At 59.1% G+C, this 18,164-nt stretch carries 14 protein-coding genes; 7 read left to right on the plus strand and 7 right to left on the minus strand.

The window, feature by feature from the left end; genetic code table 11:
* Positions 1–130 precede the first annotated feature (130 nt).
* Positions 131–418, plus strand: coding sequence for a hypothetical protein (locus tag H6G62_RS03630; protein WP_190492755.1), 288 nt, complete (start codon positions 131–133; stop codon positions 416–418).
* A gap of 95 nt (positions 419–513) precedes the next feature.
* Here H6G62_RS03630 and lepA read toward each other — a convergent pair whose 3' ends face one another.
* Entirely contained in the window at positions 514–2,319 is a 1,806-nt protein-coding gene (gene lepA, locus H6G62_RS03635) for a translation elongation factor 4 (protein WP_190492756.1), read from the minus strand.
* Positions 2,320–2,617: 298 nt separating this feature from the next.
* Between lepA and H6G62_RS03640 the strand changes: the two genes are divergently transcribed.
* The 3 genes from H6G62_RS03640 (at position 2,618) to H6G62_RS03650 (ending at position 5,635) form a co-directional block, all read left to right on the plus strand.
* Positions 2,618–2,851, plus strand: coding sequence for a hypothetical protein (locus H6G62_RS03640; protein WP_190492809.1), 234 nt, complete (start codon positions 2,618–2,620; stop codon positions 2,849–2,851).
* A gap of 70 nt (positions 2,852–2,921) precedes the next feature.
* Entirely contained in the window at positions 2,922–4,811 is a 1,890-nt protein-coding gene (locus H6G62_RS03645) for an ATP-binding protein (protein WP_190492757.1), read from the plus strand.
* Between the two features lie 56 nt (positions 4,812–4,867).
* On the plus strand, positions 4,868–5,635 hold the full coding sequence (locus H6G62_RS03650; RefSeq protein ID WP_190492758.1) for an EcsC family protein: 768 nt from the start codon (positions 4,868–4,870) through the stop codon (positions 5,633–5,635).
* A gap of 70 nt (positions 5,636–5,705) precedes the next feature.
* Here the strand turns inward: H6G62_RS03650 and H6G62_RS03655 are convergent, their stop codons facing one another.
* Positions 5,706–7,673 carry a DUF4347 domain-containing protein gene (locus H6G62_RS03655; protein WP_190492759.1) on the minus strand — a complete coding sequence of 656 codons (1,968 nt, stop codon included), beginning with the start codon at positions 7,671–7,673 and terminating at the stop codon, positions 5,706–5,708.
* A gap of 449 nt (positions 7,674–8,122) precedes the next feature.
* Here H6G62_RS03655 and H6G62_RS03660 point away from each other — a divergent pair, with 449 nt between their 5' ends.
* Together H6G62_RS03660 and H6G62_RS03665 are read left to right on the plus strand one after the other, a co-directional pair.
* Positions 8,123–9,043, plus strand: coding sequence for a glycosyltransferase family 2 protein (locus H6G62_RS03660; protein ID WP_190492760.1), 921 nt, complete (start codon positions 8,123–8,125; stop codon positions 9,041–9,043).
* A 17-nt stretch (positions 9,044–9,060) separates the two neighbouring features.
* The gene (locus H6G62_RS03665) at positions 9,061–9,924 is read left to right on the plus strand and encodes a glycosyltransferase family 2 protein (RefSeq protein ID WP_190492761.1); all 864 of its coding nucleotides are present in this window, start codon (positions 9,061–9,063) and stop codon (positions 9,922–9,924) included.
* Positions 9,925–9,956: 32 nt separating this feature from the next.
* Here H6G62_RS03665 and cobJ read toward each other — a convergent pair whose 3' ends face one another.
* The 4 genes from cobJ to H6G62_RS03685 form a co-directional block, all read right to left on the minus strand.
* A complete protein-coding gene (gene cobJ, locus H6G62_RS03670) occupies positions 9,957–11,855 on the minus strand; it encodes a precorrin-3B C(17)-methyltransferase (protein WP_347239282.1) in 1,899 nt (632 codons plus the stop codon).
* 56 nt (positions 11,856–11,911) lie between these two features.
* Positions 11,912–13,429: a glycerol kinase GlpK gene (glpK, locus tag H6G62_RS03675; protein ID WP_190492762.1), complete on the minus strand. Its 1,518-nt coding sequence runs from the start codon at positions 13,427–13,429 to the stop codon at positions 11,912–11,914.
* Between the two features lie 164 nt (positions 13,430–13,593).
* On the minus strand, positions 13,594–13,908 hold the full coding sequence (locus H6G62_RS03680; protein ID WP_190492763.1) for a hypothetical protein: 315 nt from the start codon (positions 13,906–13,908) through the stop codon (positions 13,594–13,596).
* 32 nt (positions 13,909–13,940) lie between these two features.
* On the minus strand, positions 13,941–14,954 hold the full coding sequence (locus tag H6G62_RS03685; RefSeq protein ID WP_347239283.1) for an RsmB/NOP family class I SAM-dependent RNA methyltransferase: 1,014 nt from the start codon (positions 14,952–14,954) through the stop codon (positions 13,941–13,943).
* A gap of 198 nt (positions 14,955–15,152) precedes the next feature.
* Between H6G62_RS03685 and H6G62_RS03690 the strand changes: the two genes are divergently transcribed.
* Complete coding sequence (locus H6G62_RS03690; protein ID WP_190492764.1) at positions 15,153–16,091, plus strand: exopolyphosphatase; 939 nt, start codon at positions 15,153–15,155, stop codon at positions 16,089–16,091.
* Positions 16,092–16,161: 70 nt separating this feature from the next.
* Here the strand turns inward: H6G62_RS03690 and H6G62_RS03695 are convergent, their stop codons facing one another.
* Positions 16,162–17,931 carry a GTP-binding protein gene (locus H6G62_RS03695; RefSeq protein ID WP_190492765.1) on the minus strand — a complete coding sequence of 590 codons (1,770 nt, stop codon included), beginning with the start codon at positions 17,929–17,931 and terminating at the stop codon, positions 16,162–16,164.
* Positions 17,932–18,164 lie beyond the last annotated feature (233 nt).

Here is an 18,164-nt window from a genome sequence, read left to right on the forward strand (position 1 = left end):
AACGGTTTTTATGGCTGCATTTACTCGGTCTACATCTACACGGTTCCAATCTGATCCTTGGCTTAAAAGAGGGTTGGCTGGGGTTGTGAGTTTAGTTGTTCTAAGTCCCATGGTTGGGGCTTTTGCACAATTGACCGCCCCTCCATCCCATGACGATCTTCGTGAGTACCAAGGCGAGGTAGGCAGTTGTCGGCGCGTTAACGCGGCGGAGGTGTTGGTCTATTCCACCTCAGACCTAGAGAGGGCACCCGGCACTCAAATCGGTGCATTGACTGGCGGAACCTATGTTCACCTAACTGGCATTGTGCGACAGGTCGGCAATGACAAAATTGTGCAGGTCTATCGAGCGGATGGTGGGAGGCTGTCTAACCAGCCCGTTGGCTGGGTGGCGGCGAATCGGCTGGCCCCATGCCCCTAAACAGGCGGAGTTCTCTTGCATCTATCGGTTGACAGGTTGAAATATGGGGCAAGGGATTGGGATGTATCGACCTTGCCCCCATGTTTCTACCGTGATTAGGAGAGCTTGAGGACGGCCATGAAGGCTTCCTGGGGTACATCCACGGTGCCGATGGCTTTGAGGCGTTTTTTACCCTTGGCTTGCTTTTGCAGTAGTTTCTTCTTGCGGGAAATATCGCCCCCGTAGCACTTGGCGAGTACGTCCTTGCGCAGGGCTGGGATGCTTTCGCTGGCCACCACTCGGCTACCAATGGCGGCCTGGATGGGAATTTTGAACTGGTGGCGGGGGATCAGTTCCTTGAGTTTTTCCACCAGGGCTTTGCCCACGTAGTAAGCCTTGTCGCGGTGGACGATGGAGGCGAGGGAATCCACCTGGTCGCCGTTGATCAGAATATCCAATCGCACCAGATGGTTTTCGCGGTAGCCAATTAGGTGGTACTCCATGCTGGCGTAGCCCTTGGTGCGGGATTTCATTTGGTCGAAGAAGTCCGTTACCACCTCAGCCAGGGGCACCTCATAGATCAGGGTGGTGCGGCCCTGGGCTAGGTATTTCATGTCTTTGAATTCGCCCCGGCGGCCTTGGCACAGTTCCATCAGCGTCCCCACGTACTCTTCGGGGGTAATCATGTCGAGCTGGACGTAGGGTTCTTCGATTTTTTCGCGGGCCTGGGGGTCGGGCAGGGTGCTGGGGTTGTCAATTTCGAGCACTTCGCCCTGGATGGTGGTGACTCGGTAAATTACCGAGGGGGCGGTGGTGATGAGATCTAGGTTGTATTCCCGCTCTAGGCGTTCCTGCACAATTTCCATGTGCAACAGGCCCAAGAAGCCGCAGCGGAAGCCAAACCCCATGGCGCTGGAGGTTTCGGGTTCGTATTGCAAGGCCGCATCGCTGAGACGTAGTTTTTCTAGGGCTTCCCGCAGTTCCTCAAACTGATCCGATGCCGTGGGAAAGAGGCCGCAGAACACCATAGGTTTAGCCTCGGCATAACCGGGCAGGGCTTCGGTGGCGGGGTTTTGCACCAGGGTGATGGTGTCGCCCACGCGGGCATCTTCCACGGCTTTAATCGAGGCGGCGAAATACCCCACTTCCCCGGCATGGAGTTGATCGACCTTGACTTGACCGGGGGCCAACACGCCTAGTTCATCAACTTCGTACTCCTTGCCGGAGGCCATCAGCCGCACTTTGTCCTTGTGGCGAATGGTGCCGTCCATCACCCGGAAGTAGACGATGACGCCGCGATAGGGGTCGTAGTAGCTGTCGAAGATTAGCGCCCGTAGGGGTTCTTCCACGGTGTCTTGGGGCGGCGGTACGAGGTAAACGATGGACTCCAAAATCTCATCAATGCCGATTCCCTCCTTGGCGGAGGCCAGGATCGCCCCACTGCAATCGAGGCCGATGATCTCTTCAATTTCGGCTTTGATGCGTTCTGGATCGGCACCGGGCAGGTCAATTTTGTTCAGCACCGGGATGATTTCCAGGTTGTTTTCCAAGGCCAGATAAACATTGGCTAGGGTTTGGGCCTCTACCCCCTGGGAGGCATCCACCACTAGCAGCGCCCCTTCGCAGGCGATTAGCGACCGGGACACTTCGTAGGAAAAATCGACGTGGCCCGGAGTGTCGATTAAATTCAGGATGTAGTCTTTGCCGTCCTGGGCCTTGTAGTTCATGCGGGCAGCCTGGAGCTTAATGGTGATGCCCCGTTCCCGCTCCAGATCCATGCTGTCGAGGAACTGCTCTTTCATTTCGCGGTCGCTGACGGTGCCCGTGCGCTGCAACAGCCGATCCGCCAGGGTCGATTTGCCGTGGTCAATGTGGGCAATAATCGAGAAATTACGAATCTGAGAGACGGGAACCTCTGTCATAAAAGGCGTACCAGGGGGATAAGGGATTCTGTAGGCTTTACCTATTGTAATGGTATCTTCCCGTCCTTCGTTGCCCCGGTTCGGACGAAGGACTTGTCCCGCAATAGGGCGACTAAACAGGGACACTAGACAGGGATACCAGAGACCATGGGGATCGTGGGAACATGGCCCTTCCTTTCGTCGCTAATTGTCAGCCCTTGCCTACTCAGGGCCATGGGATGCCGTTGCCTGTCCGGGGACGGATTAAACTAGAACCATGAGTGAACCCTTTATTGCCGCGATGGCAGCCCACGGAACTATGGAAGACGTTGCGTCCCCCGTTGCACCCAACCCCAACGATAAGGTTGAACTTTCAGTGCAGCTTGATCGAGAATTGTTGGATCAGGTGAAACACCTGACCTCCGACCCCGCTAAGGTGATTGAGGTGGCCCTACGTCAATGGCTCCGGGGCGACCGCCGTTCGGAAGACGACCTGGTGCGCACCCTGCCCCGCAACCCTACGGTGCCCCCCAAGGGTGAATGGAACGACTAGGCTGGAATCCCTAGGCCGGACTTTGTAGTCCGGAATGTCATGGCGTTGTATTGCCCCACCCTCAGTCCCCATGAGTGCTTCCCACGGTTCCCCCTTTCCGCCCGCCTCCGATCTCCCCGCCCATGCCCCGGTAGACAGGCCCACGGCCACCCTGGGGCCGATTTGGGTGGTGGTCTTAACGCCGGGGGGAACCGTGGTTTCGGTGCAGGCGCTAGGCCAGGAAACGGTGCCCAAGGGGCTAACGCAGCACTGGATAGGCTGCACTCTCACCGAAATGGTGGCTTTTAGCGAGGCCAACGCCCTCTCCCCTCTTCTTTCATACCCAGACCAACATTCATCCAGCCCCAAAACGCTGGTGGGACGCTGTCCCCTAGGAGCCTATAGCCTGGAGGCGACCTGGGTTTTTCAGCCCTTGCTCACCCCCGATGGCCAGGGGCAATGGATCATCGCCACCGCCTACTGGGCCGACTCTCCCCTATGGCAAGAGGCCATGGCCGAGGAATCGCCGCCCCTAGCGGAGGGGCTTGTCCCGGCCATGGATGTCTCCCAGGCTGGCCCCCTGGCCCAACTGCAATCCTACGCCCCTCGCCTCAACCAAATCACCCGCAACGTGCGCTGGACGCTGGATTTAGACACGATTCAGCGGCAGACCGTGGAGGGGTTGGGGGATCTCTTCCAGGCGGATCGCTGCCTGATTTGCACCGTGCCCGCTGCCGCCTCGGCTCTGGTGGCGGCGGAGTACCTTCTGCGGCCCGATTGGCCCCAGTGGCGAGGGCAACCCCTACCCCCCAGCGAACAGGGCCATCTAGAACGGGCGGCGCAGTATGCCGGGGCCATCCTCGACCCCGTTAGCCCGGAGGGCATGGCCCAGATGGCCGCCGAGGGGGAGGATATCGTCAGTGGGAATCAGGCGTCGGTGCTGGCGGTGGCCACCCGATACCAGAACCAAATCAACGGGTTTATTCTGATTTACGACGCGAACGGTCGCCCCTGGACGGGGGTGGAGCTGGGGTTGATCACTGATTTGGCCGATCAGGTGGGAACGGCCATCGCCCATGCCCAGCGGTTTGCCGAAAGCCATGCCCTCGCCATTAAGCTGCAACAGGCCAACGCCAGCCTGCTAGAGAAGCAGCGCGAATTTCAGGAGGCCCGTCGCCAAGCGGAGGAAGCTCGTCAGCAGGCCGAGGAAGCCTCCCGGCTGAAGAGCGAATTTCTGGCCAATACCTCTCACGAATTGAGAACGCCCCTAAATGGCATCATCGGCTTTTTGAAGCTGGTGCTCGATGGCATGGCCGATGACCCCGAAGAACAGCAGGACTTTTTACAAGAGGCCCACAAATCCGCCATTCACCTGCTGGAACTCATCAACGATGTGTTGGATATTGCCAAGATTGAAGCGGGCAAAATGCAGATTGATATGAGGCCCGTCAACCTCAAGGAACTGCTGGCCAACGTGGAAAACTTTGCCCGTCCTTTGGCGGAACAAAAGGGGCTGGAATTCAAGATGTTACTGCCCGCCACCCGCGACGAAATTACCCTCAACGGCAACTATCAACGGCTGCTGCAAGTCCTCCTCAATCTGGTGGGCAATGCTGTGAAATTCACCCACGAAGGCACCATCACCATCCAGGCCGAAGTAAAACCCCAGAAGGCCGAATATCAAGGCAACACCTGGCCCGGAACCGTTAAAATCAGCGTCATTGATACCGGAATTGGTGTCTCCCTCGAAAAGCAAGATCGCCTGTTTCAATCCTTTAGTCAGGTGGATGGCGAACGCACTCGCCAGTATGGCGGCACCGGGCTAGGGCTGGCTATTTCCCAGCGTTTAGTGGAAGCCATGGGCGGCACCGTTCACTTCATTAGCATGGGCGAAGGGCTGGGTTCTACGGTCACCTTCACCGCCCTGCTCTACCAAGCCCCCGTGATGATCGACAAAGACCCGGTGTATCCCGCCAACTAAGGGGATGTTTAGCCCCACCTTGCCCAGGCTCGCCGTTGTCTATACCTGCCTTGCCCATGCCCCTCTTATTCAGCGCCTCTCCGCCAGAGGCGACCACGACCGAACCCGACCCAACGGTTACCCAAGACGCGATGCAAACCGCCCTTGCCCTCGCCCAAGGTCTGGTGCAAGCCCTGGATGACGCCCTCGCCCAGGCCGGAAATGGGGTGATGGCCCCCTGCCAGCCCTGGCTAGAACCCCTCACCGCCAGCGTGGGGCAGGTGGTTGCCCCCGTGGCCAATCATCCGTTTATGCAGGGGTTAACGCTGGTGCCGGGATTGCGGTGGTTGCTGGCGGCCTTGGGCCAGGTGAATGTCAACCAGGTGCGCCAGGGGGTAGACGACCTGCGCCGCACCCAACCCCAGGCCGATAGACGCGCCCTGGCCCGCCAGGTGATGGCCGATACCACCCTCAAGGCGGCTGGAGTGGGCCTCGCCACTAACCTGGCCCCACCGTTGGCCATTCTCCTGTCCTGGGTGGATGTGGGAGCCGTGGCCGCCCTGCAAGCTACTATGATCTACCGCATCGCCGCCATCTATGGCTATTCCCCAGAGGACAGCGAGCGGCGGGGAGAGGTGTTTACCGTGTGGCTGCTTTCGGCCTCGGCGTCGGGGCTGGTGAAATCGGGCCTGGGGCTGGTTGAAACCCTGCCCTGGCTAGGGACTGCCGTGGGCGTGGCCACCGATGCCACCCTGATCTACAGCGTTGGCTATTGGGCCTGCCGCTACTACGAAACCAAACAGACTCAACCCACCGAAGTTACGGTTTATACCCAATCCGAGTGAGATCACCCCGATTCCTGACCCCAAACACCGTAGGGGTGAGGTCTCCTTGCCCCTATCCCTAAAACCGCCACTATGGCCCACCCGCCACGCTAATCCACCCATAAATATCCGCATTATCCGTTGGGGACTGGACCTCATCGGTAGCCCGATTGCGGCGAAAGGTGGGGGACTTGCCCACGGCCCACACCTGGGGGGACTGGCTGGCTTTGCTAGAACCGAGTTGACTAGAACCGAGTTGGCCAGTGTCGGGTTTGCCAAAGTTGAATGTTCTGGGGCTGGATGGGTCGGGGCTGGGTTTGATAAAGATAGCGCCCCCCTTACCCTGGCCTAGGTTGGCCCCGTCGCCGCCGATGGCTTCGTTGTGCTCAAAGACGGTGTTGTGCAGCATCAGCCGCCCCGCTTTGAGGAAGATAGCGCCGCCCAGCCCACCGCCACCACCGCCGAGGCCCACCGCGCCATCCCCACCACCAAAGCCGCCCAGCCCCGGAGTGCCTGGGGTTCCGGCCATGCCGAAGTAGCCACCCTCACCGCCGAACCCCCCGGCCCCGCCGCCACCGCCAAAGCCGCCGTTGCCGCCGTTGCCGCCCTGCCCGCCATTGCCACCGTTGGCCGTGGGAGCTTCGGCATTACCGCCCCGGCCACCGTTGCCCGCATTGCCCACGCCGCCTAAGCCACCACCACCGCTGAAGGCCGCTGTGCCCAGGGTGCCTAGGTCGCCCCAGGGGCCACTGCCGCCGAAGATGCCCACGCCGCCGTTGCCACCATCGCCACCGTTGCCACCATTGCCGCCCTCCGTGCCGCCGTTGCCGCCGTTGCCGCCGTTGCCCGCATTGCCCAACCCCCCAAAGCCGCCACCCCCCGCAAAGGCAATGGTGCCAATGCCGCCTACGCCAATGCCGTTTACCCCTGCCATTGCGCCCCGGTTGGCCTTCACCCGGTTGTCCAGGCTGTCGATACTGAGCCCCTTGGGGGCCACAGGCAGGGTATCCACCTGGTGAATGCCGATGCCGTTGACCCCGGCAATGGCCCCCCGGTTGAGGGTGTAGCGCTGCTTTTCCAAACGCAGGGCGGTGTCTTGGGCGTCTTGGCGGGGCAGGCTATTGCCGCCCACGGCCTGGTTATCGACAAATCGCACGGTGGACAGGGTGACGCTCCCGTCGTTGATCAGCAAGCCGCCCCCCAGCCCGGCACTGCCGCCCGCCCCATCCAGCCCGTCATCGCCGCTGGCCAGACCGTTGGCCACCGTCAAGTTTTGTAGGGTCACCTCACCCTGATTCACCACCAAAACTCGGTGGGCCTTTTCGCCGCTTAGTACATCGTCGTCGTTGCCCACTAGGAACAGATTTCCGGCAATGGGGGGCAGGGGGGCTTCGAGGGCGATGATGCCGCTGACGGTTTCTAGGGAAATACGGTCGTCTTCAGGGGTGCGGTTGGCCTGGAGGATGGCCTCCCTCAGGGTGCCGGGGCCATGGTCGGCGGTGGAGGTCACGGTAATCTGCTTCAGCAGCATGGGCCAGGTGTCCAATCCTGGGAGGGGAGGGGTGTCTACCGTGCCCCGGTGTCGTTCGAGCCCACCGTTGCCACCCAACAGCGCAGGGCCGATGGGGGTACTCGACGCCGCCACATCCACCGCCAACAGGTCGCGCCAGGTGTCTAGGAACGTCCCACCCGATGCCCCTAGGGCCACCTCGCAGCCGTAGATCAACAGGTCGGCCTGGGGTTGTAAGGCACTGCGCCAGGGTTGCAGGTCGGCTCGGTGTTGGCGCAACCAATCGCTATTGATGTCGGTATGGCTGAGATAGAGATGACCGGGCTGACCGTGGGCCATCAAGTGGAGGGCCGATAGATGATGGTAGGGGCGCAGGGCTTGGGCAATGGCCACCAAGGCTTGACCGGGGGGCGCATCCACCACCACCATCCGCTGATGGGGAGCTAGGGGTAATGCCATGGCAGCCTGGGCCAAAGCCGCATCCACAATCACCAGTTCAGCAATGGGCCGTTCAGAAGTCGCCGGATCCGACACGGGGCGTTCAGCCATGGCCGGACTAGCGAGCCCCAAGGTTCCCCCCAATAGCGTGCCCCCTAGAGCTAGCGCTAGGATCAGCCCTGGGAATAAGCGCACCAGCCCCCTCGCCGTAAAACCCGCCCACCACCGCCAGCCGGAGAAGATCCTAGGCTGAATGAGCGTTGCTTGCCTCCCCATAGCGGCCCCAATCCAAATCATGGCCTAGATAAAATCACGGCCTAAATCATAGTCGTTCCTGGCCTTGGTGTCTGCTCAGGTTGATCAATGGCCATCGATCCGTAGCGGTCGAACCATGACTAGAGCTATGGCCCAACGGGATCCCAAGGCTCCCATGACGGTGTAGTGTCAGCAATTCTTGCTGAATAGTGGCCATGCCTCCAGACTGCCCCATAGTGCGTTGTGCTACGGGATGCCGACTATCATAATCAAGATGGCTCTCGGATCGAATTACCCAGCCGCCCATGTCCCCATCGGTCTACATCCTTATTCCTGTCCACAACCGTAAGGCGGTCACACTAACCTGCCTAGAAACTCTCCAGCACCATGGCGATCTAGATCGCTACCATGCGGTGGTGATTGACGACGGTTCTACCGATGGCACCGCTGAGGCCATTCAGACCCAATTTCCCCAAGTCACGATTCTCAAGGGCGATGGCAATCTATGGTGGACGGGGGCTATTCGTATAGGCATGGAATATGCCTATGAACAAGGAGCCGACTATTTTATTTGGCTCAACGATGACACCTTACCCCTAGCAGGAACCTTGCCCCAACTTGTGAATCACTGCACCCAAGCCCCCAGACGGCTCGCCACCGCACAATGCTACGCCGACGATGCCCTCATTCAACCCACCTATGGCGGGCGACGGGTGCAGGGTAAATCAATTCAATTCCTCGCTGCCAACCTTACAGATGTGTTGGATTGCGATGTGTGTAGCGGGAACTTGGTCTGTCTGCCGCGATCTGTCGTTGATGTAGTGGGATATCCTCCCGGACAACAGGTACCCCAAACTTGGGGAGATGTGGTCTATATCTGGTGGGCCAAACAGGCAAAATTCCAGGTGCAGGTGCTAGGCTTTGCTGTTGCCCTTTGCCCGATAAATCTCCTCGAGGAAGGGTGGATCTCTAGTCCTATTCCCATGCCTCAGCGGTGGAAACAACTGCGATCACCCAAATCCAGCATTTATCCTCCGGCCTACTGGTTCTATTGCCGCCAAGTGTATGGATGGTGGGGGATAGTTCCCTTTGGGCAGGTTTACCTCAAACTTGTGTTGTTCACGCTACTGCAATGGATAATTCCCCAGGCATGGATGGCCCAGGCCAAACAAATTAAGGACAAGCGGTTCCAGCCCAATGCCCAGCCAGGGCCTTTTCACCCGTGAGCCTAGGGCAATTCATCATGATTTACTTTCTTACTGTTAATTACTACTCAACCGATTTGATCAAAAAACTCATTACTACTCTTCAGATAGGCATTGCTAGCCCCTACGAATTTTTGATTGTTAATAACTCACCAAAGGAGTCCACTATTCATCAACTAGGAAGAGATAACATCCGGGTCATTGAAGCAGGGGCTAATCTTGGTTTTGGTCAAGGCTGCAACCTCGGTATTCGTGATGTATGGGAACGAGATCGGCAGGGGCTTGTGTGGTTGATAAACCCCGATGCCACGCTAGACCAAGGCGCTGACAAGCACATTCAGAAGTGTTTTTTAGAAGATCCAACCATCGCCATTTTAGGAACCAAGATTCGATCTAGTGAGGATAAGATTTGGTTCGCTGAGGGTACATTCAATCCCTGGACAGGTTCTCTAAAGCACCGAAGTCGAGCTACTCATTCAGATCAGAATTCATCATTAACTAGATCTGTTCAGTGGGTGACAGGTTGTAGCTTAATTATTAATCTTGGTCAGTTTCAAAAAAAACCCGAATTTGATAAAGGCTATTTTCTCTATTCCGAAGACGCTGACTTTTGCCTGAGGTATGCCAAGCAGGGATACTCTATAAAAGTTACAAATAAGGTGTTAGTCAGTCACGATGTTTCTTCTATTATTAGACGCAATATTGTATTTATGTATAAAAACTATACGTTTGGACGATTATTGCTGATAAAAAAACATGGTACAACATTGGGATTGCTAGTCTATTTTGCATATAGCCTCATTGTCGCCATTATCTATTTACCTATTAAAAACGATCAAGCAAAGGGGCGTTTGCAAGGGATAGACCAGTTTTTGCAGTTAGAAAAACTGGTCGAATCTTAAGAACCTAGCACCCTGCCTTGCCTATGTACCTATCACAGGTTGAGTGAGGATACATCAAACCCCAAATACCCCCTGGGGGTGATCAGCCAATCCTGGTGTTGGCGGGTGCTTTGGTTGCCAATGAGCACTACGGTGAGCATGTCGATGGGGGCGCTGAGCAGGTCGCCTAGGGTGGTGAGGTGGATTTCCTGGTCGGGTCGATAGACCGATTTGACGACGGCCACCGGGGTTTGGGGGGAACGGTGGGCCATGAGAATCTGCTGGGCGGTGCCGATTTGGTGGGTGCGGGTTTTGGATTTGGGGTTGTAGAGGGCGATGACGAAATCTGCCTGGGCTGCGGCTTCCAGCCGTTTTACAATCATTTCCCAAGGGGTGAGCAGGTCGCTGAGGCTGATGGCGCAGAAATCGTGCATCAGGGGTGCCCCCACTTGGGCGGCGGCGGCTTGGAGCGCGGAAATGCCGGGGAATACCTCTACGGCGGGACTTTGGCCATCCCAGCCCGTGGCCCGTAACTGCTCGAACACCAGCCCCGCCATGCCATAGATGCCACAATCCCCAGAGGACACCACCGCCACCGATAACCCCCATCGCGCCAGGTCGATGGCCCGCTCGGCCCGCTGCCGTTCCTGGGTGATGGGCCAGGGTTCCACGATTTGCCCCGGACGACAAAGGGGCCGAATTTGGTCGATATACAGCCCATAGCCGATGATGGCATCTGCCCGCACGATGGCCTGTTTGGCGGCTGGGGTGATTTGGTCGAGCCGACCGGGGCCACTGCCGACGAGGAAAAGCTGTCCGTCCCGTCCGGTATATTCCCGTTCTGCCTGGGCCACAGCCACGGTGACGGCTCCCGGTTCGCCTTCTAGGCGCATCACCTGTTTAGGAACTCGCAACTGGCCCCGATCTGCGGCCACAATGGCCGCTGCCTCTGCCACGCTGGGGGTTTGCACCGCCGCATCCACCACTGCCGAAGGGTTCGGTACGGGGATGTCCTTCAGGTCATCGGCTGAAAAGCACCGTAAAGGCCAGCGCCGAGATTCGCACAGTTCCACTAATCCCACTTCATCGGCCTTCAAATCCAACGACGCGACCCCGGCGATGGCTTCCAAAACTAACCCATGGGCCTGAAAGACTTGCTCGATGGCGGTTGCAATCACCCGACGAGGGGTGCCCCGTTCGCAGCCGACCCCTACCCACAACACCCTGGGGTGCCACTGGGCCATAGGGCCGTTGTCGCTAGCCTCAAGGGAAGGCTGGTTGGGGCTGATCCACAGACGGGCAGGGGGGAGGGAAGACGCGGGGAGGGGGGAGGGGGAGAGGGGATCGGCGGGGTGGGTGAAGATAAAGGGGTGATCGGCGGGTAAATGATCGCGCCAGAGGGTGGTGCCGCTGTCTTGGCAGATTTCGATGGACTGGCCCTGGGCAAAGGCGGCGCTCACTGCTGTCCAGTCGCCGCAGCCTTTGGCCCATCCGAAGGGGATACCCAGTTGGTCGATACCCTGAAAGTGCTTGGCCTGGGAGGCTCCGGTAATGACGGCTTCGGCGTCTAGCAGTTGGCTAATTTGGCGAGTGAGGCCATCGGCTCCGCCCTGGTGCCCGCCGCAGAGGCTAATCACCTGTCGGCCCGTTTCCTCGACCACCACCACCGCCGGATCGGTGGCCTTGTCTTGCAAGAGGGGTGCAATCAGCCGCACCACCGCCCCCGTGGCTAGGGCAAAAATGAGGCCAGATTGGTTGGGCCAAAGGTGTTCTACCACATCCCGCAGTGGCCCCTCGTAGGTTTGTAGCTGGTGCTGAACCGGATCTAAATCCGCCGCCAGGGTTTCCGCTAGAGAGGTGGAGATCCACAGCTTGGCCGGGAGGGCTGCACAGATTGGCATGAGAGTTTTGACGCCCGCAGGGGTGGTGGCAATGGCGGCAATGCTAGACACAGTAAGCCCTCTCCAAAGCTACTGATTCTACCATTCCTCATTTCTTTGCGGATTCCTTAATCCTGCGCCCAGCCCTTGGCTCGGTCTACGGCCCGCAGCCATTGGTGGAAATGGTCTTGGGCCTGGGCCTGCCCCGCACCGGGTTCAAAGACGCGGTCGATGGGGCGGCTGTTGACCAGGGCATGGTAATCGTCCCAGAACCCCACGGCGAGGCCAGCGGCAAAGGCGGCTCCCTGGGCGGTCACGTCTAGCACCTGGGGCCGTTCCACGGGAATGCCCAGCACATCGGCCTGGAGTTGCATGAGGAAATCGTTGTTGCAGGCTCCGCCGTCTACCTTGAGCTGGCGAATGGGGGTACCGGAGTCTTGGTTGACTGCATCCACCACCTCTTTCACTTCGTAGGCAATGGCTTCCAGGACGGCCCGCACCAAATGTTCGCGCTTGGTGCCGCCCGTCAGCCCTAGGAAGGCTCCCCTGGCGCTCATGTCCCAGTGGGGGGCACCGAGGCCGCTGAGGGCAGGGACAAAATAAACGCCGCCGTTGTCGGGCACAGCCTGGGCCAGAATCTCGGTTTCTGTGGCGCTGGAAATGACCTGAATGCCGTCCCGAAGCCATTGAATACAGGCTCCGGCGGTGAACATGCTGCCTTCGATGGCATAGCCCAGATGGGGCTGTTTGGCATTAGGCTGGGTCGTTGACCAGGCCACGGTGGAGAGGAGTTGATGCTGGGAGCGGACGATGGTATCCCCGGTGTGGGCCACGAGGAACGCCCCGGTGCCGTAGGTGCATTTCAGCAGGCCAGGGCGGTCGCAGCCGTGGCCGTAGAGAGCCGCCTGTTGGTCGCCCAAAATGGCCGCTACGGGAATTTTCACCCCCAGCAGATCGGGATCGGTATAGCCAAACAGGCCAACGCTGGGGCCAATGCGCGGCATCAGGTGGGGCGGAATGCCGAAGAGATCCAATAGGGTGTCATCCCACTGGCCGCTGGTGATGTTGAGCAGCATGGTGCGGCTGGCGTTGCTGTGGTCGGTGGCATGAACTTGACGCCCGGTGAGGTTCCACAGCACCCAACTATCCACGGTTCCGGCCAGCACTTGGTCAAAGTCTACGGGGGGATCGGCCTCTTTTTTAGCCTGCTCTAGCATCCAAGCCAGTTTGGTGGCCGAAAAGTAGGCATCTAGCACCAGGCCCGTGCGCTCGTAAATCTCCTCGGCCTTACCCGCCTCTCGCAGGGCGTTGCACAGGGGGGCGGTGCGCCGATCCTGCCAGACAATGGCGTTGGATAGGGGTCGTCCGGTGGTGCTATCCCACAGCAGGCAGGTTTCCCGCTGCACGGTCAGGCCAATGGCAGCAATGTCCTTCGGGGTGAGTTCGGCCTTAGAAATGGCTGACCCCATGGCCCAGTCGATTTCGTCCCAAATTTCCCGCGCATTGTGCTCCACCCATCCGGGCTGCGGGTAGTACTGGGTCAATTCTCGGTAGGCTTGGCCCACAATGGTGCCGTCACGATCAAAGATAATCGCTCGGTTGCCCGTGGTTCCCAAGTCTAGGGCCATGATGTAGTTTGCGGTCATGGTTTCAGTATGGTGAGGGGTCGCTAGGGTGGCAGTGCATGGCGACGTTGATTACGCTACACAGGCCCATGGAGACGCCCAGAGAAGTGGGCCATCTCCGCACTGACTGTTAGGCCACTGTAGCAAACCACCCCCACCCTCACCCCTGCCCTAGGGGAGACATCCTACCCCTCTGGGGTTCGGTTAAAAAACTCAATGTCGGGCAGACGCGGATCTTGCACCATGCCTAACCCCTGGAAGTTCCAGCGACTGAGGAGGGGCTTGAGGTTGCTAGGGGTGATGGCTTCCACCGCGAACTGATCGCTCAGATCAGGGGCATGGGCACTGAGATAGCTCAAGGCGTCGTAGTCAGCGCTGAAGACCAGCAAAAAACCAGTCTGTGGGCCGATGGACGGCACTGCCGGATCGGGACTACGCAGACGAGCCGCCAGATAACGGCCATCGGCACGGGATCGAAGTAGGTAGTAGATCGGGGACACGGGGATAGGGGATAGGGACTAGGGGACAGGGACTAGAGGGGGGCTGGATAGAGGTGCAGGGCTTGGGAGACAAGGGCGGGCGGTAGGGCAACCGGATCGGCGGCGACAGGGGCATTCCCAGGGGTATCCCCACGGTGGCGAAACAGGGCCGTAAACCCTCCGGCCCCCACCCCCGATTGGGGCCACAGCCGATAGCAGGGAAAGTCTGCTAGGGGCGAGGCATGGTCAGCCAGACTGGGGACGGCCACCGCCTCAAACTGGGGGAAATGTTTGAGCAGCCATGCCCCTACCTGCTCGTTTTCTTCGGGGGAAAAGGTGCAGGTCATATAGGCTAGGTAGCCCCCGATGGCCACCGTTTGGGCCGCATGGCCGAGGATACGTTTCTGGCGGCTGGCGTTTTTCTTGATCGTCACTGGATGAAAACAGCCCAGTGCCCTATCGCCCTTGGCCAGCAACGACTGACCACTACAGGGGGCATCCACCAGCACCACCGAAGCCGATTGGGGCAGGTGTTCGGCCCAAACCTGGGGATCAACCTGGAACACCAGGCTATCCATCGCCCCACAGCGCTTGAGGTTGGCAATCAAAATCCTCACCCGCTTGCGAATTACCTCATTGCACCAAAGCTGCCGGGGTTGAAGTTGTTGCCAAGCCAGCAAACTTTTGCCCCCTGGTGCCGCACAGAAATCGAGCACTAACCCCACGGGGTGGGGAATGGCCTCCAACACCGCCGCCGCAAACACCGAAGCCATATCCAAACAGTAATAGGCTCCGGCCTGGTGAAGGGGATGCTGGCCAGGGCGCTGATCCGGCAGGAGGCGATCTACACCAGGGGGCTGCCAGGACAGGGCGGAGGCCAGGGCAAAGGGGAGGTCAGCAGGGCGGGGTTGCGTCCACAGAATCGCCTGGGGAAACGCCTGGGGTTGGGTGAGCGCGGCCACAAACTCAGCCTGCTGATCCGCTGGGTCAAACAGCCGCTGGCTGAGCTTGATCAGTAGCTTGGACGGGGACACCGATGGCGGCGGGGGCTGGGGAGACTTAGGCACGACATCACACACCGAGGGAAGGTTTACCCATCCTAACGCCTCCTCGAAATCCCTCTTCAGGCCCCCTCGAAATCCCTCCTTAACACCCCTTTCCCCGTTAGCAGCGGATACAATTTGGGCACCCTAGAACTAGTGTGCGCTTCGGCGACGCTGGCCCATCTATGCTTTTCCGATTGTTCTACTTTGGAGATCAAGGCTATGGTTGTGACCCATGCTCGGCATCGTTTGGTAACCCGCAGCGACTTTGACGGTCTCGTGTGTGCGGTGTTGATGAAGGAACTGGAGCTAATCGACGACATCCTGTTTGTCCATCCTAAGGATATGCAGGACGGCAAAGTGGCCGTCACCGCCAACGACATCACCACCAACCTGCCCTACGTGGAAGGGGTTCACCTCGCCTTCGACCACCACGCCAGCGAAACGGTGCGCAACCAAGGGCAGCGCGACAACCACATCATCGATCCCAATGCCCCCTCTGCCGCCCGTGTCGTCTACGACTACTATGGCGGGGCCGAGCGCTTTCCCACCCTCTCCCAGGACATGATGGTGGCGGTGGACAAGGCCGATTCTGCTCAGTTTTCGATGGAAGACGTGCTGGATCCCCAGGGCTGGAGTCTGCTGAACTTTTTGATGGATGCCCGCACGGGGTTGGGTCGCTTCCGGGACTTTCGGGTCTCCAACTACACCCTGATGATGGAACTGATCGACTACTGCAAAGCCCACACCATCGACGAAATTTTGGCCCTACCCGATGTGAAGGAACGGGTGGATTTGTATTTTGAGCAAGCACCCAAATTTAAGGATCAACTCCAGCGTTGCGCCACTGTCCACAACAACCTAGTGGTGCTCGACCTGCGCCAGGAGGAAGTGATCCATGCGGGCAATCGGTTTATGATCTATGCCCTCTTCCCCGACTGCAACATCTCCATCCATGTGATGTGGGGGCTGAAGCAGCAAAATACTGTCTTCGCCACGGGCAAATCCATCTTCAACCGCACCTCCAACACCAACATCGGCGAACTCATGCTGGAATACGGCGGCGGTGGCCATGTGAATGCGGGCACCTGCCAAGTCGCCAACGACCAAGCCGAAACCGTCCTGCAAGAACTGATCACCCGCATCACCACCGACGGCTAGGATTTCCGGCATCCCATTCCGTAGGGGCGAGGTCTCCTCGCCCTACCGAACGCCTCGCCCTGCCGAACTACTACAACTTCGCCCTCAATTCTGCCTTGATGCGACTCAGAATTGAGGCTTCGTCAAGACTATCCAGAATATGGCGTACCACGGCCTTTGGCCCCTCTGGCCCCCAGGAAGCTCCGTTGGTGAGGTAGGTTTTGGTCACCTGGCCCAGGCCGTAGGTAGACAATCCTGCCACGGCGGCCTGGGTGATGGCGACGGGGATGTAGGGCGCAAGGGACAGCCCCCCGGTGGCAATGGCGGATACCCCCAGCAATCCTTTCAACGAACTCAGTCCCACGGTCACCACCAGTTCGCTGAGGGTGATGCCGCCCAGGCCGATGGCGATTTGCTTGAGCAGTTGGAAGGCCGCCGTTTGGGTCATGGGCAGGCCGTAGATGCGGGAGAGGGTGAGAATCAGCGACACGTCGATAATTGCCCCGCTGATCAGGTCGGCCATGGTGATGGGGTTCAAGGCCACGGCCACGGCGGTAATCATCACCCCATTCCAGATGGTGTCGTCGGCGATGCGGTCGCAAATTTGCCGCTTGCGTTCCACAATCTCTGCGCTCACCGATTCCGCATAGAGCAGCGTATTCAGCGCCACTAGGGCTTTACCTTCGCGATGCAGAATGTCCAAAATCTTCAGCTTGAGGGCGTCCACCTGGGGCGTTCCCCGCACGGTTTCGTAGGTCACTTGGCCATCCGCTTGGGTCACCGCCTGCACCACCAGGGGCGAGGCCGCCGCCATCACGATCTCGTCGGGCGAAATCAAATCCTTCAGCCGTTGGTCGCAGAGGGTGTCGTAGATCTGCTGGCGATCCGTCTCCGGGTATTGATCCACCTTGTTAAACACCAGCAGGATGGGCTTGCTGGCCTGCCGCAGGGCATGGAGCGCTTCGTACTCCACCCGCGTAATGTCCCCAGCAATCACAAACAAAATTAAATCCACCTGCTCAGCGATGCGCTGGGCCAGAGCGGCGCGTTCCTTCCCCGCCACCTCATCCAGTCCCGGCGTGTCGATCAGCTCAATGCGCGACTGGCCGACGCTGTTCAGCGACACCCGTAGCAAATCCGGCGTGTCCTCGTCCAAACTATCCCATAGACTATCCCGACTCACCGACCACCGCGCCCCCTCCACCACCTGCGTCACCCCGTGGGTGGGGCCAGTGGTAAATACCTCCGCCCCCAGCAGCGCATTCAGCAACGACGACTTGCCCCGCCCCACCAAGCCAAACACCGCTATGTGAACGACGGTATTTTCCAGCTTATCCAGCAAGCCGCTGAGGCTGTTGATCGCCTCATCCAGCCCGGTACGCTCCCGCGAGGTCAGGTTCAGCCGCCGCACCAAATCCCGCAGCGCCACCTGGGCACGGCGATAGTTGAGGTCATCTTGCAGGTCTTGAAAGTCCCCCACAATCGTGCCCAATTCCTGCTCCACTTCCTCCCAGGTGGGAGGGGCGGCGGGTGGCGGCGGCAAGGGGCGACGGGGGGATTTGGGGGATGGGGGGGAGATGGGGGGATGGGGGGATGGGGCCGCAGGGGACGCTATCCAGGTGAGAGCGGCCTCTACGTCGTCCCAGGTTGAGTCATCTAAGTGGCTGTCGTCCCAGGGGTGGCTGTCGTCCCAGGGATGGAGATCGCTGGCTAGGACAATGGCCGAACTGGACTGGGTGTCGGCATTGGCGGCAGGGGCACTGGGGGATGATTCACTCCGAAACGCCTCACTCAGACATGGTTCGCTGGGGGACGATTCGCTCGAAGACGGTTGGCTAGGGGACAGTTCGCTGGAAGCCATGGGCCTATGGTGTGATAACCCGAACCTTCAGCATAGCGAAGGCTATCGGAGCCTAGCCGAGGAAATCTCTGGGGGATAACCGGAATTTATGGCTGTTCTGATGAATCCCTTAGCAATGGATGAGAGAATAGGTCAGAAAAGAGGGCTAGGGCGATCTTGGCCCCATCGTGCTTAATTTTCGCCAAAATCGTCTTTACGGGTCGGATTTAGCTGCAATATCAGGATAGTATGCG

This window comes from Phormidium sp. FACHB-1136, assembly GCF_014697375.1.
In the GTDB taxonomy this organism is placed as follows: Bacteria; Cyanobacteriota; Cyanobacteriia; order Phormidesmidales; family Phormidesmidaceae; genus Nodosilinea.

Excerpts from the sequence above, each read along its gene's own strand:
- H6G62_RS03645 (WP_190492757.1), top strand. The coding sequence starts at position 2,922 with ATGAGTGCTTCCCACGGTTCCCCCTTTCCGCCCGCCTCCGATCTCCCC.
- H6G62_RS03660 (WP_190492760.1), top strand. The coding sequence starts at position 8,123 with ATGTCCCCATCGGTCTACATCCTTATTCCTGTCCACAACCGTAAGGCG.
- lepA (WP_190492756.1), bottom strand. The coding sequence starts at position 2,319 with ATGACAGAGGTTCCCGTCTCTCAGATTCGTAATTTCTCGATTATTGCC.
- H6G62_RS03655 (WP_190492759.1), bottom strand. The coding sequence starts at position 7,673 with ATGGCTGAACGCCCCGTGTCGGATCCGGCGACTTCTGAACGGCCCATT.
- H6G62_RS03650 (WP_190492758.1), top strand. The coding sequence starts at position 4,868 with ATGCCCCTCTTATTCAGCGCCTCTCCGCCAGAGGCGACCACGACCGAA.
- H6G62_RS03665 (WP_190492761.1), top strand. The coding sequence starts at position 9,061 with ATGATTTACTTTCTTACTGTTAATTACTACTCAACCGATTTGATCAAA.
- glpK (WP_190492762.1), bottom strand. The coding sequence starts at position 13,429 with ATGACCGCAAACTACATCATGGCCCTAGACTTGGGAACCACGGGCAAC.
- H6G62_RS03640 (WP_190492809.1), top strand. The coding sequence starts at position 2,618 with ATGGAAGACGTTGCGTCCCCCGTTGCACCCAACCCCAACGATAAGGTT.
- H6G62_RS03695 (WP_190492765.1), bottom strand. The coding sequence starts at position 17,931 with ATGGCTTCCAGCGAACTGTCCCCTAGCCAACCGTCTTCGAGCGAATCG.
- H6G62_RS03690 (WP_190492764.1), top strand. The coding sequence starts at position 15,153 with ATGGTTGTGACCCATGCTCGGCATCGTTTGGTAACCCGCAGCGACTTT.